This is a genomic window from Bordetella bronchialis (genome assembly GCF_001676705.1).
GTDB classification, from domain to species: Bacteria; Pseudomonadota; Gammaproteobacteria; order Burkholderiales; family Burkholderiaceae_B; genus Bordetella_C; species Bordetella_C bronchialis.
In genome coordinates, this window is sequence record NZ_CP016170.1 from 148335 (window position 1) to 170659 (window position 22325).

At 67.3% G+C, this 22325-nt stretch carries 19 protein-coding genes; 7 read left to right on the forward strand and 12 right to left on the reverse strand.

Features of this window, described 5'->3' with window-relative positions; genetic code table 11:
• Window position 1: 1 nt before the first annotated feature.
• The 3 genes from rpoN to BAU06_RS25905 all read left to right on the forward strand — a co-directional run bounded on the left by rpoN (window position 2) and on the right by BAU06_RS25905 (window position 2866).
• A complete protein-coding gene (gene rpoN, locus BAU06_RS00655; RefSeq protein ID WP_462935905.1) occupies window positions 2-1420 on the forward strand; it encodes an RNA polymerase factor sigma-54 in 1419 nt (472 codons plus the stop codon).
• Window positions 1421-1538: 118 nt separating this feature from the next.
• Window positions 1539-2498, forward strand: a complete 960-nt coding sequence (locus tag BAU06_RS00660; RefSeq protein ID WP_231933966.1) for an RHS repeat-associated core domain-containing protein — start codon at window positions 1539-1541, stop codon at window positions 2496-2498.
• Between the two features lie 92 nt (window positions 2499-2590).
• Window positions 2591-2866 carry a (2Fe-2S)-binding protein gene (locus tag BAU06_RS25905; protein WP_082987893.1) on the forward strand — a complete coding sequence of 92 codons (276 nt, stop codon included), beginning with the start codon at window positions 2591-2593 and terminating at the stop codon, window positions 2864-2866.
• On the opposite strand, the gene BAU06_RS00665 is transcribed toward BAU06_RS25905, so the two are convergent.
• Entirely contained in the window at window positions 2812-3726 is a 915-nt protein-coding gene (locus BAU06_RS00665) for a LysR family transcriptional regulator (protein ID WP_066342922.1), read from the reverse strand. The two genes, BAU06_RS25905 and BAU06_RS00665, sit on opposite strands and share 55 nt — an antisense overlap.
• Before the next feature lie 124 nt (window positions 3727-3850).
• Here BAU06_RS00665 and BAU06_RS00670 point away from each other — a divergent pair, with 124 nt between their 5' ends.
• Complete coding sequence (locus BAU06_RS00670; protein WP_066342927.1) at window positions 3851-4765, forward strand: DMT family transporter; 915 nt, start codon at window positions 3851-3853, stop codon at window positions 4763-4765.
• Between the two features lie 213 nt (window positions 4766-4978).
• On the forward strand, window positions 4979-5455 hold the full coding sequence (gene bfr / locus BAU06_RS00675; RefSeq protein WP_066357607.1) for a bacterioferritin: 477 nt from the start codon (window positions 4979-4981) through the stop codon (window positions 5453-5455).
• A gap of 21 nt (window positions 5456-5476) precedes the next feature.
• On the opposite strand, the gene BAU06_RS00680 is transcribed toward bfr, so the two are convergent.
• The 4 genes from BAU06_RS00680 to BAU06_RS00695 all read right to left on the reverse strand — a co-directional run bounded on the left by BAU06_RS00680 (window position 5477) and on the right by BAU06_RS00695 (window position 10066).
• Window positions 5477-6166 carry a hypothetical protein gene (locus BAU06_RS00680; protein WP_066342929.1) on the reverse strand — a complete coding sequence of 230 codons (690 nt, stop codon included), beginning with the start codon at window positions 6164-6166 and terminating at the stop codon, window positions 5477-5479.
• 11 nt (window positions 6167-6177) lie between these two features.
• Complete coding sequence (locus tag BAU06_RS00685; protein WP_066342932.1) at window positions 6178-7791, reverse strand: peptide chain release factor 3; 1614 nt, start codon at window positions 7789-7791, stop codon at window positions 6178-6180.
• A 52-nt stretch (window positions 7792-7843) separates the two neighbouring features.
• A complete protein-coding gene (locus BAU06_RS00690) occupies window positions 7844-8473 on the reverse strand; it encodes a LysE family transporter (RefSeq protein WP_066342937.1) in 630 nt (209 codons plus the stop codon).
• A 93-nt stretch (window positions 8474-8566) separates the two neighbouring features.
• Window positions 8567-10066 (reverse strand): DEAD/DEAH box helicase, encoded by a 1500-nt coding sequence (locus BAU06_RS00695; protein ID WP_156770345.1) that lies wholly within the window; start codon window positions 10064-10066, stop codon window positions 8567-8569.
• A 346-nt stretch (window positions 10067-10412) separates the two neighbouring features.
• Here BAU06_RS00695 and BAU06_RS00700 point away from each other — a divergent pair, with 346 nt between their 5' ends.
• Window positions 10413-12002 (forward strand): YdgA family protein, encoded by a 1590-nt coding sequence (locus tag BAU06_RS00700; RefSeq protein WP_082993464.1) that lies wholly within the window; start codon window positions 10413-10415, stop codon window positions 12000-12002.
• A gap of 122 nt (window positions 12003-12124) precedes the next feature.
• Here BAU06_RS00700 and BAU06_RS00705 read toward each other — a convergent pair whose 3' ends face one another.
• The 7 genes from BAU06_RS00705 to BAU06_RS00735 form a co-directional block, all read right to left on the reverse strand.
• A complete protein-coding gene (locus BAU06_RS00705) occupies window positions 12125-13873 on the reverse strand; it encodes an ABC transporter ATP-binding protein (protein WP_066342950.1) in 1749 nt (582 codons plus the stop codon).
• Window positions 13874-13883: 10 nt separating this feature from the next.
• Complete coding sequence (locus tag BAU06_RS00710) at window positions 13884-14837, reverse strand: ABC transporter permease (RefSeq protein ID WP_066342952.1); 954 nt, start codon at window positions 14835-14837, stop codon at window positions 13884-13886.
• A gap of 58 nt (window positions 14838-14895) precedes the next feature.
• Entirely contained in the window at window positions 14896-15867 is a 972-nt protein-coding gene (locus tag BAU06_RS00715; RefSeq protein ID WP_066342960.1) for an ABC transporter permease, read from the reverse strand.
• A 21-nt stretch (window positions 15868-15888) separates the two neighbouring features.
• Window positions 15889-17493: an ABC transporter substrate-binding protein gene (locus BAU06_RS00720; protein ID WP_066357608.1), complete on the reverse strand. Its 1605-nt coding sequence runs from the start codon at window positions 17491-17493 to the stop codon at window positions 15889-15891.
• 156 nt (window positions 17494-17649) lie between these two features.
• A complete protein-coding gene (locus BAU06_RS00725) occupies window positions 17650-19011 on the reverse strand; it encodes a GTPase/DUF3482 domain-containing protein (RefSeq protein WP_066342962.1) in 1362 nt (453 codons plus the stop codon).
• Window positions 19004-20701, reverse strand: coding sequence for a DUF2868 domain-containing protein (locus BAU06_RS00730; RefSeq protein ID WP_197509403.1), 1698 nt, complete (start codon window positions 20699-20701; stop codon window positions 19004-19006). Before BAU06_RS00730 ends, BAU06_RS00725 begins: the two co-directional genes overlap by 8 nt.
• Window positions 20619-20987: a YkvA family protein gene (locus BAU06_RS00735; protein WP_066342964.1), complete on the reverse strand. Its 369-nt coding sequence runs from the start codon at window positions 20985-20987 to the stop codon at window positions 20619-20621. Before BAU06_RS00735 ends, BAU06_RS00730 begins: the two co-directional genes overlap by 83 nt.
• 798 nt (window positions 20988-21785) lie before the next feature.
• Between BAU06_RS00735 and BAU06_RS00740 the strand changes: the two genes are divergently transcribed.
• Window positions 21786-22100 carry a hypothetical protein gene (locus BAU06_RS00740; protein WP_156770116.1) on the forward strand — a complete coding sequence of 105 codons (315 nt, stop codon included), beginning with the start codon at window positions 21786-21788 and terminating at the stop codon, window positions 22098-22100.
• Window positions 22101-22325: the final 225 nt, after the last annotated feature.

Below are 22325 nucleotides of genomic sequence, written 5' to 3' on the forward strand. Positions count from 1 at the left end.
TATGACTCGTCACGCCCTTGAACTCCGGCCCGGGCAACATCTGGCCCTGACCCCGCAGCTGCAGCAGTCCATCCGGATGCTGCAGCTGTCGACGCTCGCCCTGGAGGCCGAGATCTCCCAGGCGCTGGACGAGAATCCCCTGCTGGAGCGCGACGAGGACCACGCCCCGGACGACATCGATCCCGACCGCGAGGATACGGCGCACGACGATCCGGCCCCGGAACGCGAAGCCGCCGTGGACGAAATGCCCGGCGCCAAGGGCGTCCATGGGGATGACGATCACGACATGCCCGAGGCCGCGCGCGGCGAAACCCTGCGCGAACACCTGCTGGCGCAGCTGGCGCTTACCCGCGCCAGCCGCCGCGACGCGGCGCTGGTCGCGCTGCTTATCGACGAACTGGACGACAACGGCTACCTGGGCTCGCCGCTGGAAGAAATCCTGGGATGGTTGCCGCCCGAAGTAGAGGCCGACATCGACGAGCTGCGGGCCGCCCTGCGCCTGCTGCAATCCTTCGACCCGCCGGGCATCGGCGCGCGCGACATGGCGGAGTGCCTGGCCCTGCAATTGCGCAATCCCGACCCCGCCACACTCCCGGAAGCCGCCGATCCCGCGGTGCTGGCGTGCGCGCGCCGCGTCTGCGCCGAGCACCTGCCGCTGCTTGCCGTCAGCAACCCGGCGCGCTTGCGCGAGGCCTTGCAGTGCGATGACGCCATGGTGCGCCGGGCGCGCGCCCTGATCCTCAAGCTCGATCCGCGGCCCGGCCGCCGCTGGACGGTTCCCGTGGCGGACTATGCCATTCCGGACGTCATCGTGCGCAAGGGCCGCAAGGGGTGGCGCGTGGTGCTGAACAGCGCCGCCATGCCGCGCCTGCGCATCAACGGGGTCTACGCGCAGATGCTGGGCAACCAGCGCGAGGGCAGCCATTCCGCCCTGCACGCGCAACTGCAGCAGGCGCGCTGGATGATCCGAAACGTGGAGCAGCGCTTCGACACCATCCTGCGCGTGGCGCAGGCCATCGTCGACCACCAGTCGGCCTTCTTCAGCCAGGGCCCCTCCGCCATGCGTCCCTTGATTCTCAAGGATATCGCCGGAGAGCTGGGGCTGCACGAGTCCACGATATCCCGGGCCACGACCCAGAAGTACATGCTTACTCCGTTCGGCACGATGGAGCTGAAGGACTTCTTCGGCGCCGGTGTGGCCACCGATAGCGGCGACGCCGCGTCCGCGACGGCCGTGCAGGCCCACATCAAGCGCCTGGTGGCGGAAGAAAACCGCGCCAAGCCGCTGTCGGACAACCAGCTTATGCAAAAGCTGGCCGAGCAGGGCATCGTGATCGCCCGCCGCACCGTGGCCAAATACCGGGAATCGATGCGCATCGCCCCGGCCTCGGTGCGCAAGGCGCAGGCGGCGCTGCGTTAAGGAACGGGCGCGCCTGCCCCGTAATAGGCGCGGCTGCCCCGTAATATCTTGCGGACGGGACCCGCGGTAAGGGCACAGTTCCGGTAATTTGGCGGAACTGGTTCGAGGAGTCTTTGCCGTGCGGGATATTGCCCTTCGATATACCGGCGCATATCGGGATCCTGTCATGCGGGGCTATCCGCTGGGTAATGCCTACCGCTGGTATCTCCCGGCCCTGATGCGCTTCAATAAACCCGACGACGCAAGCCCGTTCGGCGCCGCGGGTATCCATCCCTACACTTACTGCGCGGCGGATCCGGTAAACGTCACGGACCTGTCCGGCCACATCGGCGAGCGCCTGTTTGCCGACTTGTTGGGCAAGACCAGGCAAACCATGGCCAGGATCGCAGGGCCCGCCGCGCACGCCATGGAAGAGGCGGCATTCCGCATGGACGCCGCCAGGGAAGACTGGGCCAACCGGATCGGCGCTGGGGACGTATTCCCCGTGTCCCTTTCCATACGCCTGGAGAAAAACGCCCTGGACGACGCAACCTCGCTGGTGGTGCGGGGCTATTCGCCCATCGGCGGCCACGGCGAAGTTCCCTTCGACATCGCGGAGATGGCTCGTTTGGGACGGGGCGGCAACACCCTGGTGGAAGGAGCCGCGATCACCCTGCCACCCGTATATGTCACGGGGACCATTAAGGACGCAGGCACGCTTCAGATAGCGAGCTATCCCGATCTGCTGTTCGACGTGTTCCAGGGCGACGTCAGGAAAGAACTGCTGAGGGTCCGACTCGTCATAGACCTGGTGGATCCGGATCTGACCTACGAGGTCGACCGGAACGAGTTCGCGCTTGCGGCCCGGGTGCCGTACATCAAGGCCATACACGAAACCGAGCGGGCAAAGCGGACCTGGATAGAAACCCGGGGCCCGGCACGGTGGAGTCCAGTGGGCAGGTACAGCGGGCGCCCTGTCGATTTGTCAGTCGATATCAGCACGCTGAAACCGCGGGGCGAGCAGTGGCCCCCGTACCAGCGTAGCGTAGCGGTATACCCGCCGCTTCCTTTTGCGGGCTGGGGGTCCGGGGCCACATGAGCATGCCCCCCGACCGCGGAGGGCGCCCGCGAGCTTGCCGTCCCCGCTTTTTCCAGTTGCGTGAATGCGAACAAGTATCGATAATAATTCGCATGTACGTTTGTGTCTGCAACGCCATCACTGAACGCCAGGTCCGCGCCGCCGTCGACGGAGGCGCCGCCACGCTCGACGATCTGCAGTTCGAGCTGGGTGTGGCAACCTGCTGCGGCACCTGCGCGGCCACCGCCGTTGAATACCTGCCGGGCGGACGCTGCTCCAGCGTTTGCGAGGTGCGTACGATTACGGCGCAACCCGCGGCGGTGCCCATCAGCGATCAGAGCGGCTCCGCCGCCAACGGCTTCCCCATCCCGGTCGTCGCCGCTGCCTGAGGCGGCGCATCCGCGCGCGAGCGGTGCGCGTCGCAGAAGCGGCGCAGCATGCTCGCCAGTTCCTGCGCGCTTTCCGGCGCGCCCGGCCGTGCCATCAAGGCCAATTCCGTCGGGCTCACCGCTGGAAATGCCTCGTCCAGCAGGACGGAATCCGTTTCCAATCCCTGTTCGTCCAATAGCGATACCCCGAGTCCGCCGCGCAACGCGGCCTGGATGCCGGGCAGGTTCGGGCTTTCGTACACGATCCGCCAGCGGCGTCCGGCGCGTTCCAGGGCATGGATGGCGCGCTCGCGGTACAGGCAGCCCGGCGGCCGCATGACCAGGCGCACGGCTTCCCCGTCATGGGGCACGGCGTCCAGGGTCCCCGTCCAATGCAGCCGTTCGGGCCAGGCGGCGATGCAGGACCCGCTACCGGGTTCCCGCTTGAAGAGCGCCACGTCCAGCTCGCCCTGCGCCAGGGCCAGGCTCAGCCGGCAGCTAAGGTCGCAGCAGACCGACAGCCTGACTTCCGGGTGTGACCGCGCGAAGCTGCCGACGATGCCGGTCAATGCCGGCACGGCGAAATCATCCGGCAGCCCCAGGCGCACGACTTCCGTGCGGGCGGCCTTGCCCACCGTGTCATGCAATTCGCTGGACAGCGCCAGGATGCGACGGGCGTAGCCCAGCAGCCGTTCGCCGTCTTCCGTCAACAGGGCCTTGCGCCCTTCACGCCGGAACAGGACACATCCCAGTCGTTCTTCGAGCTTGCGGATCTGCTGGCTGACCGTGGATTGCGTGCGGTGTACACGCTCGCCGGCGCGGGTAAATCCGCCCGCCTCCACCACCGATACGAAGCTGTGCAGCAGGTCGAGGTCCGGCATCGGAAGTCTCCCATCGATTTTTCGAATACTTTCGATGTGAATAAAGAATTTGTCAATGGATTGGGGTGGCAACAGAATCGTTCCCGACGTTCCGAAGACCAGTGTCCGATTTCCCCCTGTTCCAATGAAAACCCTGCACGCTGTTCCCCCGATGTCCACATCCTCGGCCCCGCCGGTGGCCTGGGGTCCGATCGCCCTGTTCTGCCTGCTGTGGAGTTCCGCCTTCGCCGCCGCCAAGATTGCCTTGCGCGACTGTCCGCCGCTCACCTTGCTGACGGTGCGTTTCTTCATCGCCGCCGTGCTCATGGTCGGCCTGGCCTGGCTGTTCGGTGGGCTGCGGCGCCTGGGCTGGCGGCAATGGGGCATGCTGGCGGCGCTGGGGGTGTTGAACAACGCCGTGTACCTCGGCCTGAGCTGGACCGGCATGATGACGGTGTCCTCGGCCTTCGCGGCCGTGATCGTCAGCACCAATCCCTTGCTGATCGGCGCCTTGGCGGGTCCGCTGCTGGGCGAACGCGTCGGTTGGCGCAAAGTGGCCGGCCTGTGCCTGGGCGTCGTCGGTGTCGCGGTCGTGCTGCGCTCCCGCCTGGCGGGCGGCCACGAAGACTTGCAAGGCACTTTGCTGGTCGTGGCATCGCTTGGGGCGCTGGTCGCCGGCACCCTGCTCTACAAGCGGCACACCCCGGACAGCAATATCTGGTTGGCCACCGGCATACAGTCGCTGGCGGGCGGCCTGGCCTTGCTGCCGTTCGCATGGTTCTACGAAGCCCATCTGCCCGTCAGCTACACCGCCTCCCTGTTCTGGAGCATGGCGTACATGGTCATCGCGGTCTCCATCGGCGGCTTCGGCCTGTGGTTCCTGATCCTGGCGCGCTCCAGCGCCACCGCGGCCAGCGCCCTGCATTTCCTGATGCCGCCGCTGGGCCTGCTGTTCGGTTGGATCGTCCTGGCCGAGCCGGTGGCCGTCATGGACCTGGTCGGCATAGTGCCGATTGCCGTGGGAATCTGGATGGCGACGCGCCCCGCGCGGACAGCCTGACGAAGCCCGCGCGGGCGCTAGCCACCCGTCGCCCGCGCGACGATGCCCTTCGCCAGGCCCGGAATAAGCGGCCTTGTATGCCGACTCATTCTCATTGCCTTGCTGCTTACGCTTTCAGATAAGGCTTGCAAAGCGATTTACCACATGCGCGCCAGGGGTATGCATGGCGAGGTCATGGATGGTAGTCTGCCGGGATTCAGCAAGGAGTCCATCATGCAAGGCGATAAAACCGTCATCCAGTTTCTGAACGCGCAATTGACGAATGAGTTGACGGCCATCAACCAGTACTTCCTTCACGCGCGCATGCTGCGCCATTGGGGGCTGAACAAACTGGGCAAACATGAATACGAAGAGTCCATCGGCGAGATGAAGCATGCCGATCGCCTTATCGAACGCATATTCATGCTGGATGGTCTGCCTAACCTGCAGGACCTGCACAAGCTGTTGATCGGCGAGGACGTACCGGAAATCCTGTCCTGTGACCTGAAGCTGGAACAAGCCGCGCAGGCCACCTTGAAGGACGCCATCGCCCACTGCGAATCGGTACGCGATTATGTGTCCCGCGATCTGTTCCAGGACATCCTGGACGATACCGAGGAACACATCGACTATCTGGAAACGCAGATCGGCCTGGTGGACCAGGTAGGCTTGCAGAACTATCTGCAAAGCCAGATGGAAGTCTCCGACTAAGCCGTCAAGGCGACCAAGCCGTCAAGGGCGATGCGGGCACTCGGCGATGGTGCCCCATGCCCGATTGGGTTCGCAGTACTTGTTGCGCGCATTCCATGCGCACGTAGGCCGCTGGAAGAACCCGGCATCCGCGCATTGCGCGAGCTCGCGCCGCAGCGCATCCTGCCAGCCTTTCTGGCCGGCGCTGGCCGACGCCTGCTGTTGCGGCGGCGGCATATCCACGGATTGAATGATCGGTTGCTGGCTGACGTTGCGCGAGGCCTGGATCTGCGCGTACTGCTGCGCGGACTGGGCCGTCTGCGCCTGCTGGGTCGCGAGGTCCAGCGTGGAGACATCGCTGGGACCGGAAGGCAGGGCGGACTGCGTGGCCGCCGCGATCTGCCGCGCCTGGTCCATGGAAATGCTGTCGCGCGAGATCATGACGGAAGGGTCTTTTACCGTGTCGAACAGCGACACGGTCGCGACCGTCCAGTTCGTGCCCGCGGGCCGGTCGGGCACGCCCAGGGTTCCATCGATGCGCGGCTGCGGCGGCTGGGCCGTGTAGGGGCGGCCGTCCGCATCCAGTATCGGTTCCTGGTTGGTATCGGTTTCATTGGGCGCGCGGGTGGCGGTGGGCGCGTGCGCCACCAGCCAATCGCCAAACTGGATGCCGCCCCACGCCGAGGCGGCCAGCGCCACCAGCAGTGTTGCGAACAGTACTCGCCAAGACATTCCTGAACCTCTTAAGCCTGGGCCTTGTCGCTGAACACTCGGCCGCCGTGTTCGCGCATCGCGTGGAACTTCACATCTGGATACAGTTCTTCGGCGACGCGCAACTGCGCTGGCGAGCCGATCAAAAACGCGGCCGCGTCCACCACATCATAGGCGATATGGGCAGCGTTGGCATCCATGAACTTGCGCAAGGCGCGTGGATCGTCCGACGTAATCCATCGTGCCATGGTGTAACGCGAAGGCATCAGCCGCGCGTCCACGCCATACTCCGTTTTCAGGCGATGCTGCACCACTTCGAACTGCAGCTGGCCGACCGCGCCGAGCAGCATGGCGCCGCCTGCCGCCACCGGGCGGAACACCTGGATCGCGCCTTCTTCGCCCAGCTGGGCCAGGCCGGTACGCAGCTGCTTGGTGCGCAGCGGATCCTTGACTTCGACCGCCTGGAAGAGTTCGGGCGCGAAGAAAGGCAAACCGGTGAATTGCAGGATTTCGCCTTCGGTCAACACATCGCCCAACTGCAGCACGCCGTGGTTGGGAATGCCGATCACATCGCCCGCATAGGCTTCGTCCAGGAGCTCGCGCCGCTGCGACAGAAAGGACACCACGTTGTTGGGCCGCATCTCCTTGTTGGTACGGCAGACCTTCAGGCGCATGCCGCGCTCGAAGCGGCCCGAGCTGACGCGCACGAAGGCCACGCGGTCGCGATGCGCCGGATCCATATTGGCCTGTACCTTGAACACCACGCCGGTAAAGCGCGGCTCGTCCGGCCGCACGACGCGCTGCAGCGCCGGGCGCGGCCCGGGGCGGGGCGCGAGTTCGACCAGGGCGTCCAGCACTTCCTGCACGCCGAAGTTATTGATGGCCGATCCGAAGAACACCGGCGTCTGGCGGCCGTCCAGGAATGCCTGCGCATCGAAAGATGGCGCGGCCTCTGTGATCAGGCCGATTTCCTCGTGCGCTTTCTCGAACGCGCTGCCGAAGCGCGTGGCGATGGCCGGATTGTCCAGGCCCTGGATGAATTCGTCGTCGTCGCCACGCCGTTCCTGGCCGGCGCGGAAGATGCGCATGCGGTCCTGGCGGATGTCGAACACGCCGCCGAAGGTCTTGCCCATGCCGACCGGCCAGGAGAAAGGCACCGCGTCCATGCCAAGGTGGGACTCGATCTCGGCCAGCAGGTCCAGCGGCTCGCGGACCTCGCGGTCCATCTTGTTGATGAAGGTGATGATGGGCGTGTTGCGGGCACGGCACACCTGCAGCAGGCGCTTGGTCTGCGGTTCCACGCCGTTGGCCGCATCGATCACCATCAGCGCGGCGTCGACGGCCGTCAGCACCCGGTAGGTGTCTTCGGAGAAATCCTGGTGGCCCGGGGTGTCCAGCAGGTTGATGACGCTGTCGCGGTACTCCATCTGCATCACGGACGAGGCCACCGAGATGCCGCGCTGCTTTTCGATCTCCATCCAGTCCGAGGACGCGTGCCGGCTGGCCTTGCGCGCCTTCACGCTGCCGGCGATCTGGATGGCGCCCGCGAACAGCAGCAGTTTTTCGGTCAGCGTGGTCTTGCCCGCGTCGGGGTGCGAAATGATGGCGAACGTGCGTCGACGCGCGACTTCTTGAGCGATATTCATAGGGGTGGGATTTTACAGGCGGGCCCTGTCTGGTTCCGGTGCCGGGGCGGGACTAGTGCCCGCGGCGAAAACAAGCAAGCAACACGCCCGCCGCCATGAACAGCATGCCGAACGCGCGGTTCATCCAGCGGATATGGACGGGGCTGCGCATCAGCCTGAGCACCTTGGCCGCGAGCAAGGTGTAGAAGGCCATCGCCACCGTGTCGGTCAGCGCCATGGTGCCGGCGATGGCCAGGTACTGCGCGGCCAGCGGCCGCGTGGCATCGATGAATTGGGGGACGACCGCAAGCAGGAAAACCGTGCCCTTGGGATTGCTGGCGTTGATCAGGAAGCCGCGCAACACCAGGGCGCGTCGCGATTCGCGAGCGGGCGCGCCGCCTTCCAGCGAGACCGGTGCCGCTTCCGCGCGGAATTGGCGCCAGCCCAGGTAGACCAGGTACGCCACGCCCGCGTACTTCACCGCCGCGAATGCCGTTTCCGATGCGGCCAGCAGTGTGCCCAGTCCGATGCCGACCACGGCCAGCTGGAACATGATGCCCAGGATGAGTCCGGCGGTGTTCCAGTAGCCCCGCGCGAAGCCATGGCGCAGCCCGGAGGTCATCGCCGAAAGCGCGCCGGCGCCCGGCGAGAACGAAATCGCCCACGACGCCAGCATGAAGGTCAGCCAGGTGGAAAGCAGCACGGGGTTTTCCTTGTCGAAAATGGCGCCGCGCGCCCGCGCACGCGGCGGGGGCGGCCGGCCGCGGCACAGCGCGGCGCGGCCCCCGTTGCGGGTTTACTTGGACAGCAGCGCCGGACGGCGCGCGGCGCCCTGGCTGGCCGCGGCGCGAGGTGCCGCGCCGGGCCGTCCCGCGTGCGTGCCCCGATGGCCATTGCCTGCGGCGGGGCGGTCCCCCGTCGCGGCGCTGCCATTGCCGCGGGACGTCTGCGAGGCACCGTTGCCGGCGCCGGCGGGACGGCTGCCGTTGGCGCGGTCACCCCCGCCGCGCGAGCCGTCGCGTCCGGTCCCGCCCGCATGGCCCTGGGCCGCCGGCGCGCGGCGCGCGCCACCATTGGCGCCGGCACCGCGGCCGCCATTGCCCGCGCGCGCCGATCCTTGGCCCCGGCCGCCGCCGCGGGGGCCGCGGAAGTCGCGTTCGTCGTCCTCGTCATCGCGCTCTCGCACGGCGTTGGGCGAGGGCGTCCAGCCCTGAACCTCGATGCGGTCGATGGGCTTGCGGATCAGTTTCTCGATGGCCTTCAGCAGCTTGACCTCGCTGGGGTCCACCAGCGAGATCGCGGCACCGGTGGCGCCCGCGCGGCCCGTGCGGCCGATGCGGTGGACGTAGTCCTCCGGCACGTTGGGCAGTTCGAAATTGACGACCTGCGGCAACTGGTCGATATCCAGCCCGCGCGCCGCGATGTCGGTGGCGACCAGGACGCTGACGGTGCCGGCCTTGAAGCCGGCCAGCGCGCGCGTGCGTGCCGCCTGGCTCTTGTTGCCATGGATGGCGGCCGCGCTCAGGCCGTCCTTGACCAGCTTTTCCGCCAGGCGGTTGGCGCCATGCTTGGTGCGCGTGAAGACCAGTACCTGGTGCCAGCCGCTTTCGCGGATGATATGGCTGATCAGGTCGCGCTTGTGGTGTTGCTCGACCATATGCACGGTCTGCGCGACCAGTTCGGTGGCCGTATTGCGGGGCGTCACGGACACTTCGCCGGGATTGTTCAGGACGCCGCGCGCCAGCGTGCGGATCTCGTCGGAGAACGTCGCGGAGAACAGCAGGTTCTGCCGCTGGGCCGGCAACAACGCGAGCACTTTGCGGATGTCGCGGATGAAGCCCATGTCCAGCATCCGGTCCGCTTCGTCCAGGACCAGGATCTCCACGCCGGACAGGTCGACGGTCTTCTGGCCCGCGTGGTCGAGCAGGCGGCCCGGCGTCGCGACCAGGATGTCGATGGGCTTCTTCAGCGCGCCGATCTGCGGATTGATGTTCACGCCGCCGAACATGACCATGGAGGTCAGCGGCGTGTGCTTGCCGTAGGTCTGCACCGATTCCTCGACCTGCGCGGTAAGTTCGCGCGTGGGGGTCAGGATCAGGCAGCGCGGCCGGCCGGGCTTGCGCAGCGCGGGCTTGGTGTGCATCAGTCGATGCAGGATGGGCAAGGTAAAGCCGGCGGTCTTGCCGGTGCCGGTCTGGGCGGCGGCCAGCAGGTCGCCGCCTTGCAGGACCAGGGGAATGGCCTGGGCCTGGATGGGCGTCGGGGCGCTGTAGCCGGTTTCGGCGATGGCGCGCAACAGGGAATCGGCCAACCCGAGGTCGGCGAAGGTGGGTTTGACAGTCAAGTACAACTCCAGCGGCAGCCTGTCGCTCAAGTTGTTGAGTGACTCCAATCAAGGCGGACGATAGGGAGGGAAAGGAGCGGCCCGCGGGACGATCCCAGGGGCGGAGCATGACGGCGAATGCCGCATGGCGCGGTGTGCGGATTGGCACTGCACACGGAACGCATTGTAGCCTACCCGGAAAACAGGGTCGGTATAGTCCTGTAACGCTTTTTCCACCCCGGGACAGCGCGGCGCGCGGGGGCAAAGCGAGGGCCGCTACCTATAATCCCGCCTTTGTCCAGCGGGAAGCACCGGCATCATGAAAAAAGCAATTGGCGTGGTCGTGGGCGTTGTCGTGGTGGTGGGCGCGGCCTGGACGGCGGGCGCCTGGTATACCGGCAAACGCCTGGAAGACATCGTGCGGCAACAGGTTGCCGACGGCAACGCCAGGCTGCAGAAGCTGTTCCCCGGCGGCGAGGTCACCCTGGCGCTGGATACGCTGGAACGCCACGTCTTTTCCACCGATATCGTCACTCGCATACGGATTCACGGTGGCCCGGGGGCGAAACCGCCGGCTGGCGACGAGGACGTCATCGACATCGCGTCCCACGTCGGACATGGCCCCTTCCCCCTGCAGCGGTTGCGCAAGGGGCAACTGGCGCCGATGATGGCGGCCGGGACCTTCCAGTTGCAGGAAAACGACACCGTGCGCCCGTGGTTCGCCTTGACCCAGGGCGTGCCCCCGGTTTCCGGTACCGCCGTGGTGTCCTACACGCAGGCGGTGGCCGGCCACCTGCGCATCGAACCGGTCAAGGTCGCGCGCGACGACGCGGCGCTGGATTTCTCCGGGCTGTCGATGGACTACTCGCAGGACGCCGACAAGCATGCCCGCGCGGATGGCGCGATCGATAGCGTGGTGTTCAAGACGCTGAAGGGCGAGGCGCCCGGCCAGGTCGAAATCACCGGCGTGACGCTGGCCTCGGACATGCGGCCGGGGCCGGCCGATCTGCAGATCGGCACCACGGCGCTCGGCGCCAAGCGTGTCGCCTTGTCGCTGGCCGGCGGCGCGCCGGTCACGCTGTCCGACTACCGGCAGCGCACCGAGGTCGGCGAGGACAAAGGACTGCTGGGCGTGCACGCGGCCTACGACGTCGCCATGGTCAACATCGGCGGCAGGGATATCGGTACGGCGCAGCTCGCCTTGGGCGCGAAGAACCTGGCGCCGGAAGCCATCAAGTCGCTGGCCAGCCTGTATGGGCGCCTGTGGTCGCGCGCCATGGACCAGACGCAGGCCAAGGACGGTGTGCCCGCCGAGCCGGCGCTGACGCCGGAAGAGCAAGCCCTGGCCCTGTCGGCGCGCGATGCGCTGCTGGCGGCCAACCCCAATCTGTACATCGACCCCATCCTGCTGAAGACCGCCCACGGCGAAGCGCGGTTCACGCTCAACCTGGATCTGGCCAAGCCGGAGAAGGCCGACCTGCCCCTGGACGAGCGCATCGCGCAAACCCTGCGCAAGCTGGACGCCCGCGCGTCCCTCGCCCAGCCGCTGCTGGCCGATCTGCTGGCCGGCAACATGCAGCGCGACGGCATGGACGCGGCCGCCGCGTCGGCCCAGGCCCAGGCGCTGGCCGCCGTCATGGGCAAGGCCGCCGCATCGTCGGGCTACGCCACGGTACAGGGCACCGACATCGTGTCCACGCTGCACTACGCCGACCGCGTGGTCGACCTGAATGGCAACAAGATGCCGCTGGACCAGTTCGCCGGGATGGTGCTCCAGGGCGTCATGGGAATGATGGCGCAGCCCGACATGGATGAACCGGACGAGGACGAACCGGACGAGGACCAGCCCGAGGACGCCGACCCGGACAGCCAGCAGCAGGACCAGGCTCCGGCGGCCGGACGCCGCTAGGTGGGGGCGTCGCATGCCGCCATATCGGGGCGGCATGCGATCTTCGCGCCTGCCCCGCGCCATCCTTGCGCGATGGACGCCACAGCGCCGCGTCGCGCGGGCAGCGCCCATCCGGCCATGCCCTAGCCGCGGGCAGCCGCCACGGGGGATCGCCAGGCGTTTACCGGCTCCTCCAGCCCGCGCAGGTGTGGCATCAGTTCCAGCAACTGACGGGTATACGGGTGCCGCGGCGCATCGAACAGGCTGCCGGTTTCGGCGACTTCCAGCAGTTCGCCGTGCCGCATCACGCCGACCCGGTCGCACATCTGCCGGATGACCGGAAGGTCATGGCTGATGAACAGCATCGTCAACCCGAGTTTTTCCTGCAGGTCCTTCAGCAGGTTCAGTATCTGGGCCTGGATGGAAACATCCAGCGCCGATGTGGGTTCATCGCAGATCAGGAAGCGGGGCCGCGTGGCCAGGGCGCGGGCGATACAGATGCGCTGGCGCTGCCCGCCGGAGAACTCATGCGGGAAGCGGCCCGCCGCGTCCGCGCCCAAGCCCACCACGTCGAGCAGGTCCAGCACGATGCGGCGGACCTGCGTCTCGTCGGCCGCCAGCCGGTGGAAGCGGATCGGCTCGGCGACGGCGTCCAGGACGCGCATGCGCGGATTCAGCGAGGAATACGGATCCTGGAACACCATCTGGATCTGGCGGCGGAAAGGGTTCAGGGCTTTCTCGCCGCGCAGGCTGCCCAGTTCGACGCCCGCGAAGCGCACGCCGCCCGAGGTGGGCGTGTACAGGCCCGCGATCAGGCGCGCCACCGTCGATTTGCCGGAGCCCGATTCCCCGACCAGGCCGAACACTTCGCCTTCGCGTATCGACAGCGAAACGTCCCGCACGGCATCCAGCGTGCGGCGATGGCGGGCCAGGAAGGCCGGCTTCAGCACGAAACGCATGCCCAGCGCGCGGGTTTCCACCAGCGGGTGCATGCCGCGCTCGCCGAAATCGCGCTGCTGGCCCAGCCAATGGGTATCGATGTCCAGCGACGGGGCCGCCGCGGGCGCGCCGTCGCGATAGCTGACCTGCGGGAAACGGCGCAGCTTGATGTCGGGCCGGGGTACGGCCGCGACCAGGCTGCGGGTATAGGGGTGGTCGGGATCGCCCAGCACCTTGCCCGTGGGTCCCTGTTCGACCAGCCTGCCGCGATACAGCACGGCGACGCGGTCCGTGACATCGGCGATGACGCCCATGTCGTGCGTGATCAGGATCATGCCCACCTGCTTCTCGGCGCACAGGCGGCGCAGCAGATCGAGTATCTGGGCCTGGATCGACACGTCCAGCGCGGTCGTCGGTTCGTCGGCCACGATGACTTCCGGCTCGCAGCACAAGGCCAGCGCGATGACCACGCGTTGCCGCATGCCGCCGGAGAACTGGTGCGGATACTGGCGCAGCCGCATCTCGGGCTGGGGGATGCCGACCTGGCGCAGCAGGTCCACGGCGCGCTCGCGCGCGGCGGCGGCGCCAAGGCCCAGGTGCACCTGCATGGTTTCGACCAGCTGCGTTTCGATGGTCTGCAAGGGGTCCAGGGACGTCAGGGGGTCCTGGAATATCATGCCGATGCGCCGCCCGCGCAGCTTGCGGCGCGCCGCCTCCGGAAGATGGTCGATGCGTTCGCCCCGTAGCAGGATCCGGCCGCCCGCCATGCGTCCGGGCGGCTCCAGCAGCCCGATGACGGCATTGCCTATGGTGGATTTCCCGGCGCCCGATTCGCCGACCACGCCCAGGATCTCGCCCTTTTCCAGCCGCAGCGTGACGTCCTGCACCGCCACCCGGGTCTGTTTGCGTCCCGCGAACTCGATGCGCAGGTCTTCGATCTCCAGCAAGGCCATGGCGGCTTCCTTAGCGCAGCCTGGGGTTGAGCGCGTCGCGCAGCCAATCGCCCAGCAGGTTCACGGACAGCACCAGCGCGACCAGCGCGATGCCCGGGAAGATCGAGATCCACCACATGCCGGAAAACAGGTAGCTGTTGCCGATGCGTATCAGCGTGCCCAGCGAGGGCGCGGTCGGCGGAATGCCGACACCCAGGAAAGACAAGGTCGCTTCGGTAATGATGGCCACGGCCAGGTGTATGGTGGCGATGACCAGGACCGGCCCGAGCACATTGGGCAGGATATGGCGGCGCAGGATGGTCACGGCGCCGATGCCGATCAGGCGCGCCGCCTGCACATATTCCTTGTTGCGTTCCACCAGCGTCGCGCCGCGCACGGTGCGCGCATACTGCACCCATCCCGAGATGCCGATCGAGAATACCAGCACGTACAGCGCCAGCTCGTCGTGCATATCGCGCGGCAGCAGGCCGCGCGCCACGCCGTCGACCAGCAGCGCGATCAGGATGGCGGGAAAGGACAACTGGATATCGGCGATGCGCATGATCGCGCTGTCCACGCGGCCGCCCGCGTAGCCGCTGACCAGGCCCAGCGACACGCCCAGCACCATCGAGAACAGCACCGACGCGAAGCCGACCAGCAGCGACACGCGCGCGCCATAGAAGATGGCCGACAGGATGTCGCGGCCCTGGTCGTCGGTGCCCAGCACGAAGGCCGCGCTGCCGCCGTCCTGCCACATCGGCGGTGTGTTGGCGTCCATGATGTCCAGCGCGGCCAGGTCGAAGGGATCGTGCGGCGCGATCAGCGGCGCCAGCAGCGCCGCGCCGACGATGGCCAGCGTCACGGCGGCGGACACCATGGCCGCGGGCGAATGCCGGAAGCTGTACCAGAGGTCGCTGTCCAGGGCGCGCGTCCACAGCGACGCGATGCGCGACCTGCCGTGCGCCGTTCCGGTCTGTCCGTTCATGCTGTGCGTCCTTCCAGGATAGTCCTGCATTTCGCGGCATGGCCCATGCAAAGCGCGGTCAGGCGCGCTGCACGCGCAGCCGCGGGTCGACCGCGAAATACAGCAGGTCCACGACCAGGTTGATCAGTACGAATACCAGCGCGATCAGCACCAGGTAGGCCGCCATCACCGGAATGTCCACCATGCCGACGGCCTGGATGAACAGCAGTCCCATGCCGGGCCATTGGAAAACCGTCTCGGTGATGATGGAGAACGCGATGATGGAGCCCAGCTGCAGTCCGGTGATGGTGATGACCGGAACCAGGGTGTTCTTCAAGGCATGGCGGAAATGGATCAGCCGGTCGGGCAGCCCGCGCGCCCGGGCGAACTTGATGAAGTCGGCTTGCAGCACTTCCAGCATCTCGGCGCGCACGAGCCGCATGATCAGCGTCATCTGGAATAGCGCCAGCGTAATGGCGGGCATGACCAGCGCCGCCAGGCCGCTGCGCGTCAGCAGCCCCGTGGTCCATCCGCCGATGGCCACCACGTCGCCGCGGCCGAAGCTCGGCAGCCAGCGCAATTGCACGCCAAAGAACAGGATCAGCAGCATGCCGATCAGGAAGGTGGGCAGCGAGATGCCGGCCAGCGAGATGGCCATGAACGCGCGCGACAGCAGGCCATGGCGGCGCAGGGCGGTATAGATACCCATGGGTATGCCGAAGGCCAGCGCCATCAGCGCCGAGACGAAGGACAGTTCCAGCGTTGCGGGCAGCCGTTCTTCCAGCAGTTCGCTCACCGGCCGCCGCTGGCGGTAGGACACGCCGAAGTCCCCGCGCGCCGCATGGGCCACGAAACGCGCGTACTGTACGACGAAGGGGTCGTCCAGCCCCAGGCTGGCGCGCAGGGCCGCGCGCTGCGCCGGCGTCGTGTCCTGTCCGACCAGGTTGGCGATCGGATCGCCCACATAGCGGAACATGGAGAATGCGATCAGCGCCACCGCCAGCATGACGAACAGCGATTGCAGCAGGCGGCGCGCGATAAAGGCCGGCATGGCGTCGACGCGGCCCGGCCGTCAGGGCATGACTACGTTGCGCAGGTCCAGCACGTCATCGGCGCGCTGCACCACCTTGATGTCTTCCTTCACGCCCCAGGACATGGGTTGCTGGTGCAGCGGCAGATAGCCCCACTCCTTGCGCACGATCTCGAATGCCTGCTTGATCATGGCATTGCGCTGGGCCTGGTCGGTTTCCGAGCCGATCTTCGCGATCAGGGCGTCCACCTCCTTGTTGCAATAGCCGCCCAGGTTGAACTGGCCCGACGCCGTCTTGGCGTCCCGGCACCCCACCAGGTTCAGCAGCGCGTTGTGCGCATCGATGGAAGTGGGCGTCCACCCCAGCATGTACATGCTGGTCTGGTTGCCCGCCTGCAGCAGGATCTTGCCGAAGTACTTGGACTTGGTCTGCGCCAGCAGGTCGATCTTGATGCCCACGCGCGCCAGCATGCCGGCCACGGCCTGGCACACTTTCTCGTCGTTGACATAGCGGTCGTTGGGGCAGTCCAGCGTGGTGCGGAAGCCGTTGGGATAGCCCGCCTCGGCGAGCAGCTTTTTCGCGCGCGCGGGATCGGGCTTGATGGGTGCGCCGAAGCTGTCGTCGTAGCCGTTGATCGCGGTGGCGATCAGGGAACCCAGCGGCTTTGCCGCGCCGCGCATGATCTTCTGGTTGATCGCGTCGGTGTCCACGGCCAGCACCACGGCTTCGCGCACGCGGGCATCCTTGAACGGGTTCTTGCCCTTGACGTCGGAAAACAGCAGCTCGTCGCGCGACTGGTCCATGCCGATGAAGATGGCGCGCGCCTCCGCGCCCGTCAGCGGCTTGACGCCCTTGGAATCGTCCAGGCGCTGCCAGTCCTGCACGGGCACCGGCTGCACGATGTCCATTTCCCCGGAGATCAGCGCGGCGACACGCGTGGACTCCTGCGTGATGGGACGGAACTCGACCTCGTCGATATTGGTGGGAATCTGCTTGTTCCAATAGCCGGCGTAGCGTTTGAGCTGCGTGCGGACGTCGGGCTGGCGTGTCACCACCATGAACGGGCCCGTGCCGTTCTCGTGCATGTTGGCATAGTTGCCCTGGTTGTCGCCCTTGACGTTGGTGGCTTCGGTGGTCTTGTTCTGCTCCGCCCAGGACTTGCTCATCATGTACAGCTGCGTCCATTCCCGCGGCAGGATGGGATTGGGCGTGGGCGTGGTCACTTCAACGGTGTAGTCGTCGATCTTGCGGATGTCGCTGGCCTTGGCGCCGTAGCCCTTCATGTCGGAGCCCGGCGTCAGGCTGCGCTTCCAGGAGAAGATCACGTCCTCGGCGGTGAATTCCTCGCCGTTATGGAACTTGACGCCCTTGCGCAGCTTGAACACCCACTTCGTCGGCTCAGGGTTCTGCCAGCTTTCGGCCAGCATGGGCACGAGCTTCAGGTTGCCGTCATACCCCACCAGGGGTTCATAGAAATTGGCCTGGAAGCCCAGCGTGAACGTTTCGTTCAGCGCCATGGGGTCGAGCGATTGCGCATCGCCCTGATAGGCCCAATGCAAAGTGCGCGCCTGCGCGACGGATGTGCCCGCGGCGAACGCGAGCAATGCAGCCAAGACGGTTTGTCTGGTGTACGTGACAAGTCCCATGTTCTCTTGCTCCTGCGGGCGCTGATCGAGCGCGGCGGACATCGTTGAGAGAGACAGCATCGATACAGCAGGGGCGATCCTACCGTAACCCGTTGCGTTTTACCTTGGGGTATTCACGCGCTTGCATGATGGGATGGCTTGCGCCATGGGGCCGCTTCACGCAAGGCGTTGGGCGAGCGAGTGCACCGCGGCCGTGCGCCGTGCACTGTCCTGGTAACCGTCGGCGATGCCGCACCATTCCGGACGGCTGCGCGCTTCTTTCAATTCGTCGGGCAGGGGCGCGTCGCGCCACGGATCCTTGTCCGCGCCCTCCAGTCGCACGGGTTCGCGCGCGGCATGGCCGCGTCCCTCCAGCGCCCGCAACAAGGCGCGCTGGCGCACGGCCAGCAGGCGCAGCACGGGATCGTCCACGCTCAGTTCACGCCGGCCGCTCAGCTTGCCGCCCAGGCGCTTGCCGAAGCGCTCGATGCCTTGCCACATCCCGCCCGCCGCCGCGCCGATCAGGGCCGCCGTACCCAGGCTCAGGCCGGCCAGCACCAGGTCCACCGCGGCGCCCGCCATCGCGCCGGTCGCCATGCCGATGCCCACTTCCACGCCCGCGTCCTTGAGGGCGCGGGGATGGAAAAGATCCATGCCCCAACGTTCGCCTTCCAGCGGCAAGGGCGCGCCGGCATAGTCGTCCTGGCGGAAGTGATAGAGCGCGAGCAGCGCATCGACGCAGGCCTGCTCGCGGCGCCGCGCGCGATCGCGCAACTGCTGCGTGGCCCCGCGCAAGGCCTCATCGTCGGGCGCGGATGAAAGACGCAAGGCGGCGACATCCACCAGCAGTTCCGCGATGAGCCGCAGCGCGGCCTCGTGCCGTTCGCGGCGTTCGCGCGACAAGGCATCGGACAGGCGCGTCAGCAGGCCGGCATGGCGGTCCAGCAGTATGGCCAGGCGCTCATACAGTTGCTTCTCGCCATCCAGCGGCGGCGCCACGGTATCGAATTCCAGCAGGGCATGCAGTCCCAGCCGTGCCATCGCGTCACGCCATTGCATCGCGCGGTGCGAAGGCGCATGGACGAAATTCAGGACGGGAAGCAGCGGCTTGCCGCAGGCCGCGAGCAGCGCCAATTCGTCGCGATGCTTGCCCAGCACCGGATCGCGCGCATCGATGACGTACAGGGCCGCGTCGCATTCCAGCATCTTCTCCAGCACGCGGGCTTCCTGTTCGAAGCGGCGGCGTGCCTCCGGCGATTCCAGGAACAGGCGGATGCGGTCCGGGCCGTCCAGGCGGCGATCGCCGCACAAGTATTCGATGTACTCCAGCAGCGCGATGCTGTCTTCCATGCCGGGCGTATCGAACCAGGCCAGCACGGCCTGCCCTTCCAGTCGCAGGCGCGCGCCCTGGACCTGGCGTGTGGTGCCGGGGCTGTCGGCCACCTCGCCGAATGCCGGGTCGCGTGTCAGCGTGCGCAGCAAAGAGGTCTTGCCGGTGTTGGTGTGGCCGACCACGGCGATTTGCAGCATCTCAGCCATGATCTTCCCCCAGCCAGCGCAGCGGCTGGTCCGCGGCCCGCATGATGGCCGCGGGCGACATGCCCGCTTCCAGCAAGCGGCCGCGCCAGGCGGCCGCACGGTTGGCCAGGGCGCCAGCGGATGCATCGCCACGGGGCGCGTCCACACCGGGGGCCTTCGCGGGGGGCATACCCGCGCCGGGCATATCGGCGCCGGGCATATCGGCGCGGACCTGCACCACATCGGACGCCGCCGCGGGGGGCGCATCCGCTCGCGGCATGTCGCCACCGGACGTATGCACGCCGCACGTATGCACGCCGCACGTATCCACGCCAGCCGTATCCTGGCCGGTCATCAGCCAGACGCGCGTTTCGTCCGCCTTGCCGGCCAGTTCCGCGATCAGCGCCAGCGTGCCGCGATCCGGCGTTTGCCGCGCGTCGCAGGCCAGCAGGAGCCGCCGTGCCGGCGCCTGCGACAAGGCATCCTGCAAGGCATGCCGCTGTTCCCGGCTATCCAGGTTGCCGGCAACGCGGATGTGCGCGGGCAGGCCGGGGGGCGGCCACGGCATGTCGTCCGCGAGTTCCACGCCGGCCAGCACGGACTGCCCGCCGGTCGCGGGCATGGGGGCGGCCGCGATGCGCGGCGCATGAAGCACGGGCGAGGCGCCTTCCTGGTCCAGTGTTTCGGCGGGCGGCTGCAGCCGCGTACGCAAGGCGGCGAAGCCCGGCAGCGCCATGTCCACGCGCAGCCGCCGCCGCGCCGCCCGCAGCCGGGCGACGCTGAGCACCCAGGCCAATAGCCTGGGCAGGACGCCATAGACGATCAGCAGCCCGATCAGCCACCAGGCCCATTGCGCCTGCGCCGCGGGCGGCAGCGTGTGCGTACCGTCGCTCAGGCGCACGATGTCCGCGTCCGGCGCGGCGAAACCCAGCAGCGCGGGCAGCCATCCCAGCACGTGCGTCAAACCGACGAAGGCATCGGGCGGCAACAGCGTGGTGGCCCAGGCGAAGCGATAGCGGGCGGTCGACAGCACGGCCAGCGCGGTCGCCACGGCCGCGCCCAAGGCCGCCAGCCATAGCAGGTGGCTGATGGCGCCGAACAGCCAGCGGGCGGCGCCCGCGCGCGCCAACAGCGTCATCAGGGCTTGCGGCGGCAGGGCAGCGTCCGGTCCGCGGGCAAGCTTGCGCGCCAGCCACAGCCAGGCGCCGCCCAGGCCGCCCCCCGTGGGGCGACCGCCGGCCCGCACGGCAAAGCTGGCCAGCCAGAAAAGGAAAGTGAGCGCATGCAGGCCCAGCAAGGCCACGGCGGCCCAGGCAATGTTGACCACGCGCGTGCCATCGCCCAGCGCGCTCCACGCCGTGCCGGCGCCGGCCAGCAGCGCCAGGATCACCAGCACGGCTGCCGCGATGCCGGCCCCCTGGCGCCATTGTGCGAGCCGTTCGTCCAGGCCTTCACGGCGCGCGATCAGGCGCGCGCGCAGCAGGATGCGGTCTTCGACGGGGCCATCGGCGCGGCGCGCCTGGCGCACGGCATCCTGGTCTTCCAGGGGGCCCCAATGTTCTTCACGAAGGCGGACGGTTTCGGCCAGCCACAGATCGTGGAAGGTCACGCGGGCCGATGCCGCGACGTCACTCCTGGATCGCACCGGTCGCCGGGTCCTCGAGGCCGAACCACGCTTGCAGCTTGTCCCGGGCCTGTCGCTTGACGTCATCGGTGATGTACACCGCCACGGTGGCGAGCGCCGCGGCCATGACGGTCAGGTCGTCCGTATAGCCGGCCAGCGGGGCCAGGTCGGGAATGGCGTCCAGGGGAAGGACGAAATAGCCGAGGGCCCCGTAGATCACGCGCCTGGCCCATTTCGGCGTGTCGGGCGCTTGCAGCGCATAGAACAGCCACAAGGCTTTTTCCACGGCCTGGCGGCCGGCGCCCTTCGCGTGGCGCGCGAGCTTGCGCCAGAATCCGGACGGGCTGTACGCGGCTTCGTAAGCGGGATGCATGTCCACCTGATGTCCTTGGCAAGGCGCCGCGTTGCCACGAGGCAGCGCGTGCGGACCCGTCATTGTAGCCGGCGGCTCCCCGCCGCTATCGACCGGGACGGCGTCTCCAGGATGAGTTGCCGAAGATATTGCTTTTTGGCGGAAGATGGCGCATAATCATTTGTTGTTCGCGTAGACCTATCCGTTACAAATAAATGGCGGGCCGGGTATGGTGAGTGGGCATCCAACAACGGAACCCGAACAGCGGGAACCCAAGAACGGAACCGAAATTCTGCTGTATCCCGTCTCCTTGTTATCCCGCGCGCCCTGAATTTTCGGCCCCGCATCCCACATCTGCCCTCGGCCCAGCCTGGGCGCTGCAAGGGCAGGTCGGCGAGTCGGGCCACGATGTTTACGCGTTCCATCCACGGGTTCTGCCTTCAAACGGCGTTTTCGCCGGGCCGGCCCGATACGTTCCCGCCTTTGGACAGAAATAGTCCAAGACGTAGTCCAGGGCGGGCTTGACACTCTCCTACCGCGTGCACCGCTTCGGCCTTGGCCATGGCGTACACGAACCGTGGCCTTTCCGCTTTCGCGCGGTCCGCTTCTTGCTATCGGCCACGGCCCTGGCGCCCTCGTCCTTATGACGGAGGACGCCTGAACCAAATGCAGCAATGATTCGGTCATCACATTCGGCCACGATGTCGTTATCGCGTGCCATGGCCGGGTCCCCGCTGTGTGCCAGCATGTCCGTACAGGGCCGCAAGCTCCTGCTCCGTCCTTGGCGGCGTGCCTTATTAGCTTTGGAAAATAATGACAATGACGAATACGCATCAACCTGTCCTCGTGCCCCGCGCCGATCACGCGCTGGACGGCACGCCCATCCATGTCGGCGACATCGTGCATCTGCGCCCCGCCGACGGTCCCGTCATCAAGGCCCGCGTCATCTACAACGCGCCCCTCAATGGCGCCACGACCTACACTACCGATCTGGTGACTCGCCCCGCGGAAAACGGCCGTACGCTCAAGCTGCGGTTCCGCTTCCGCCACGAACATGTGCACGGCATCGAGCCGGTGCGCGGCCGGCCCCATGTCGCGCCGCAGGTCTCCTCCGTACGCGTATCGGCGCGCTGATAGCGCTCTGGCCAGCCGTCGATACGCCACGGCTTTCGCCGGCCGCGCGGCCTGCGCCGACCACGTCGGCTATGTTCGGTTAGTTCGTCCGTTTCTCCTTTAGCGCCGGAACCGGCCCCGGGTGCCCGAGACCGAAGGGACTTGCGTGCGTGGCGCAGTCTGCCCCCGCGTCCCGGGTCGCCCGGTTCGCCGCGGCGCCATACGGGTTTGCCATCGCGTCGTGAC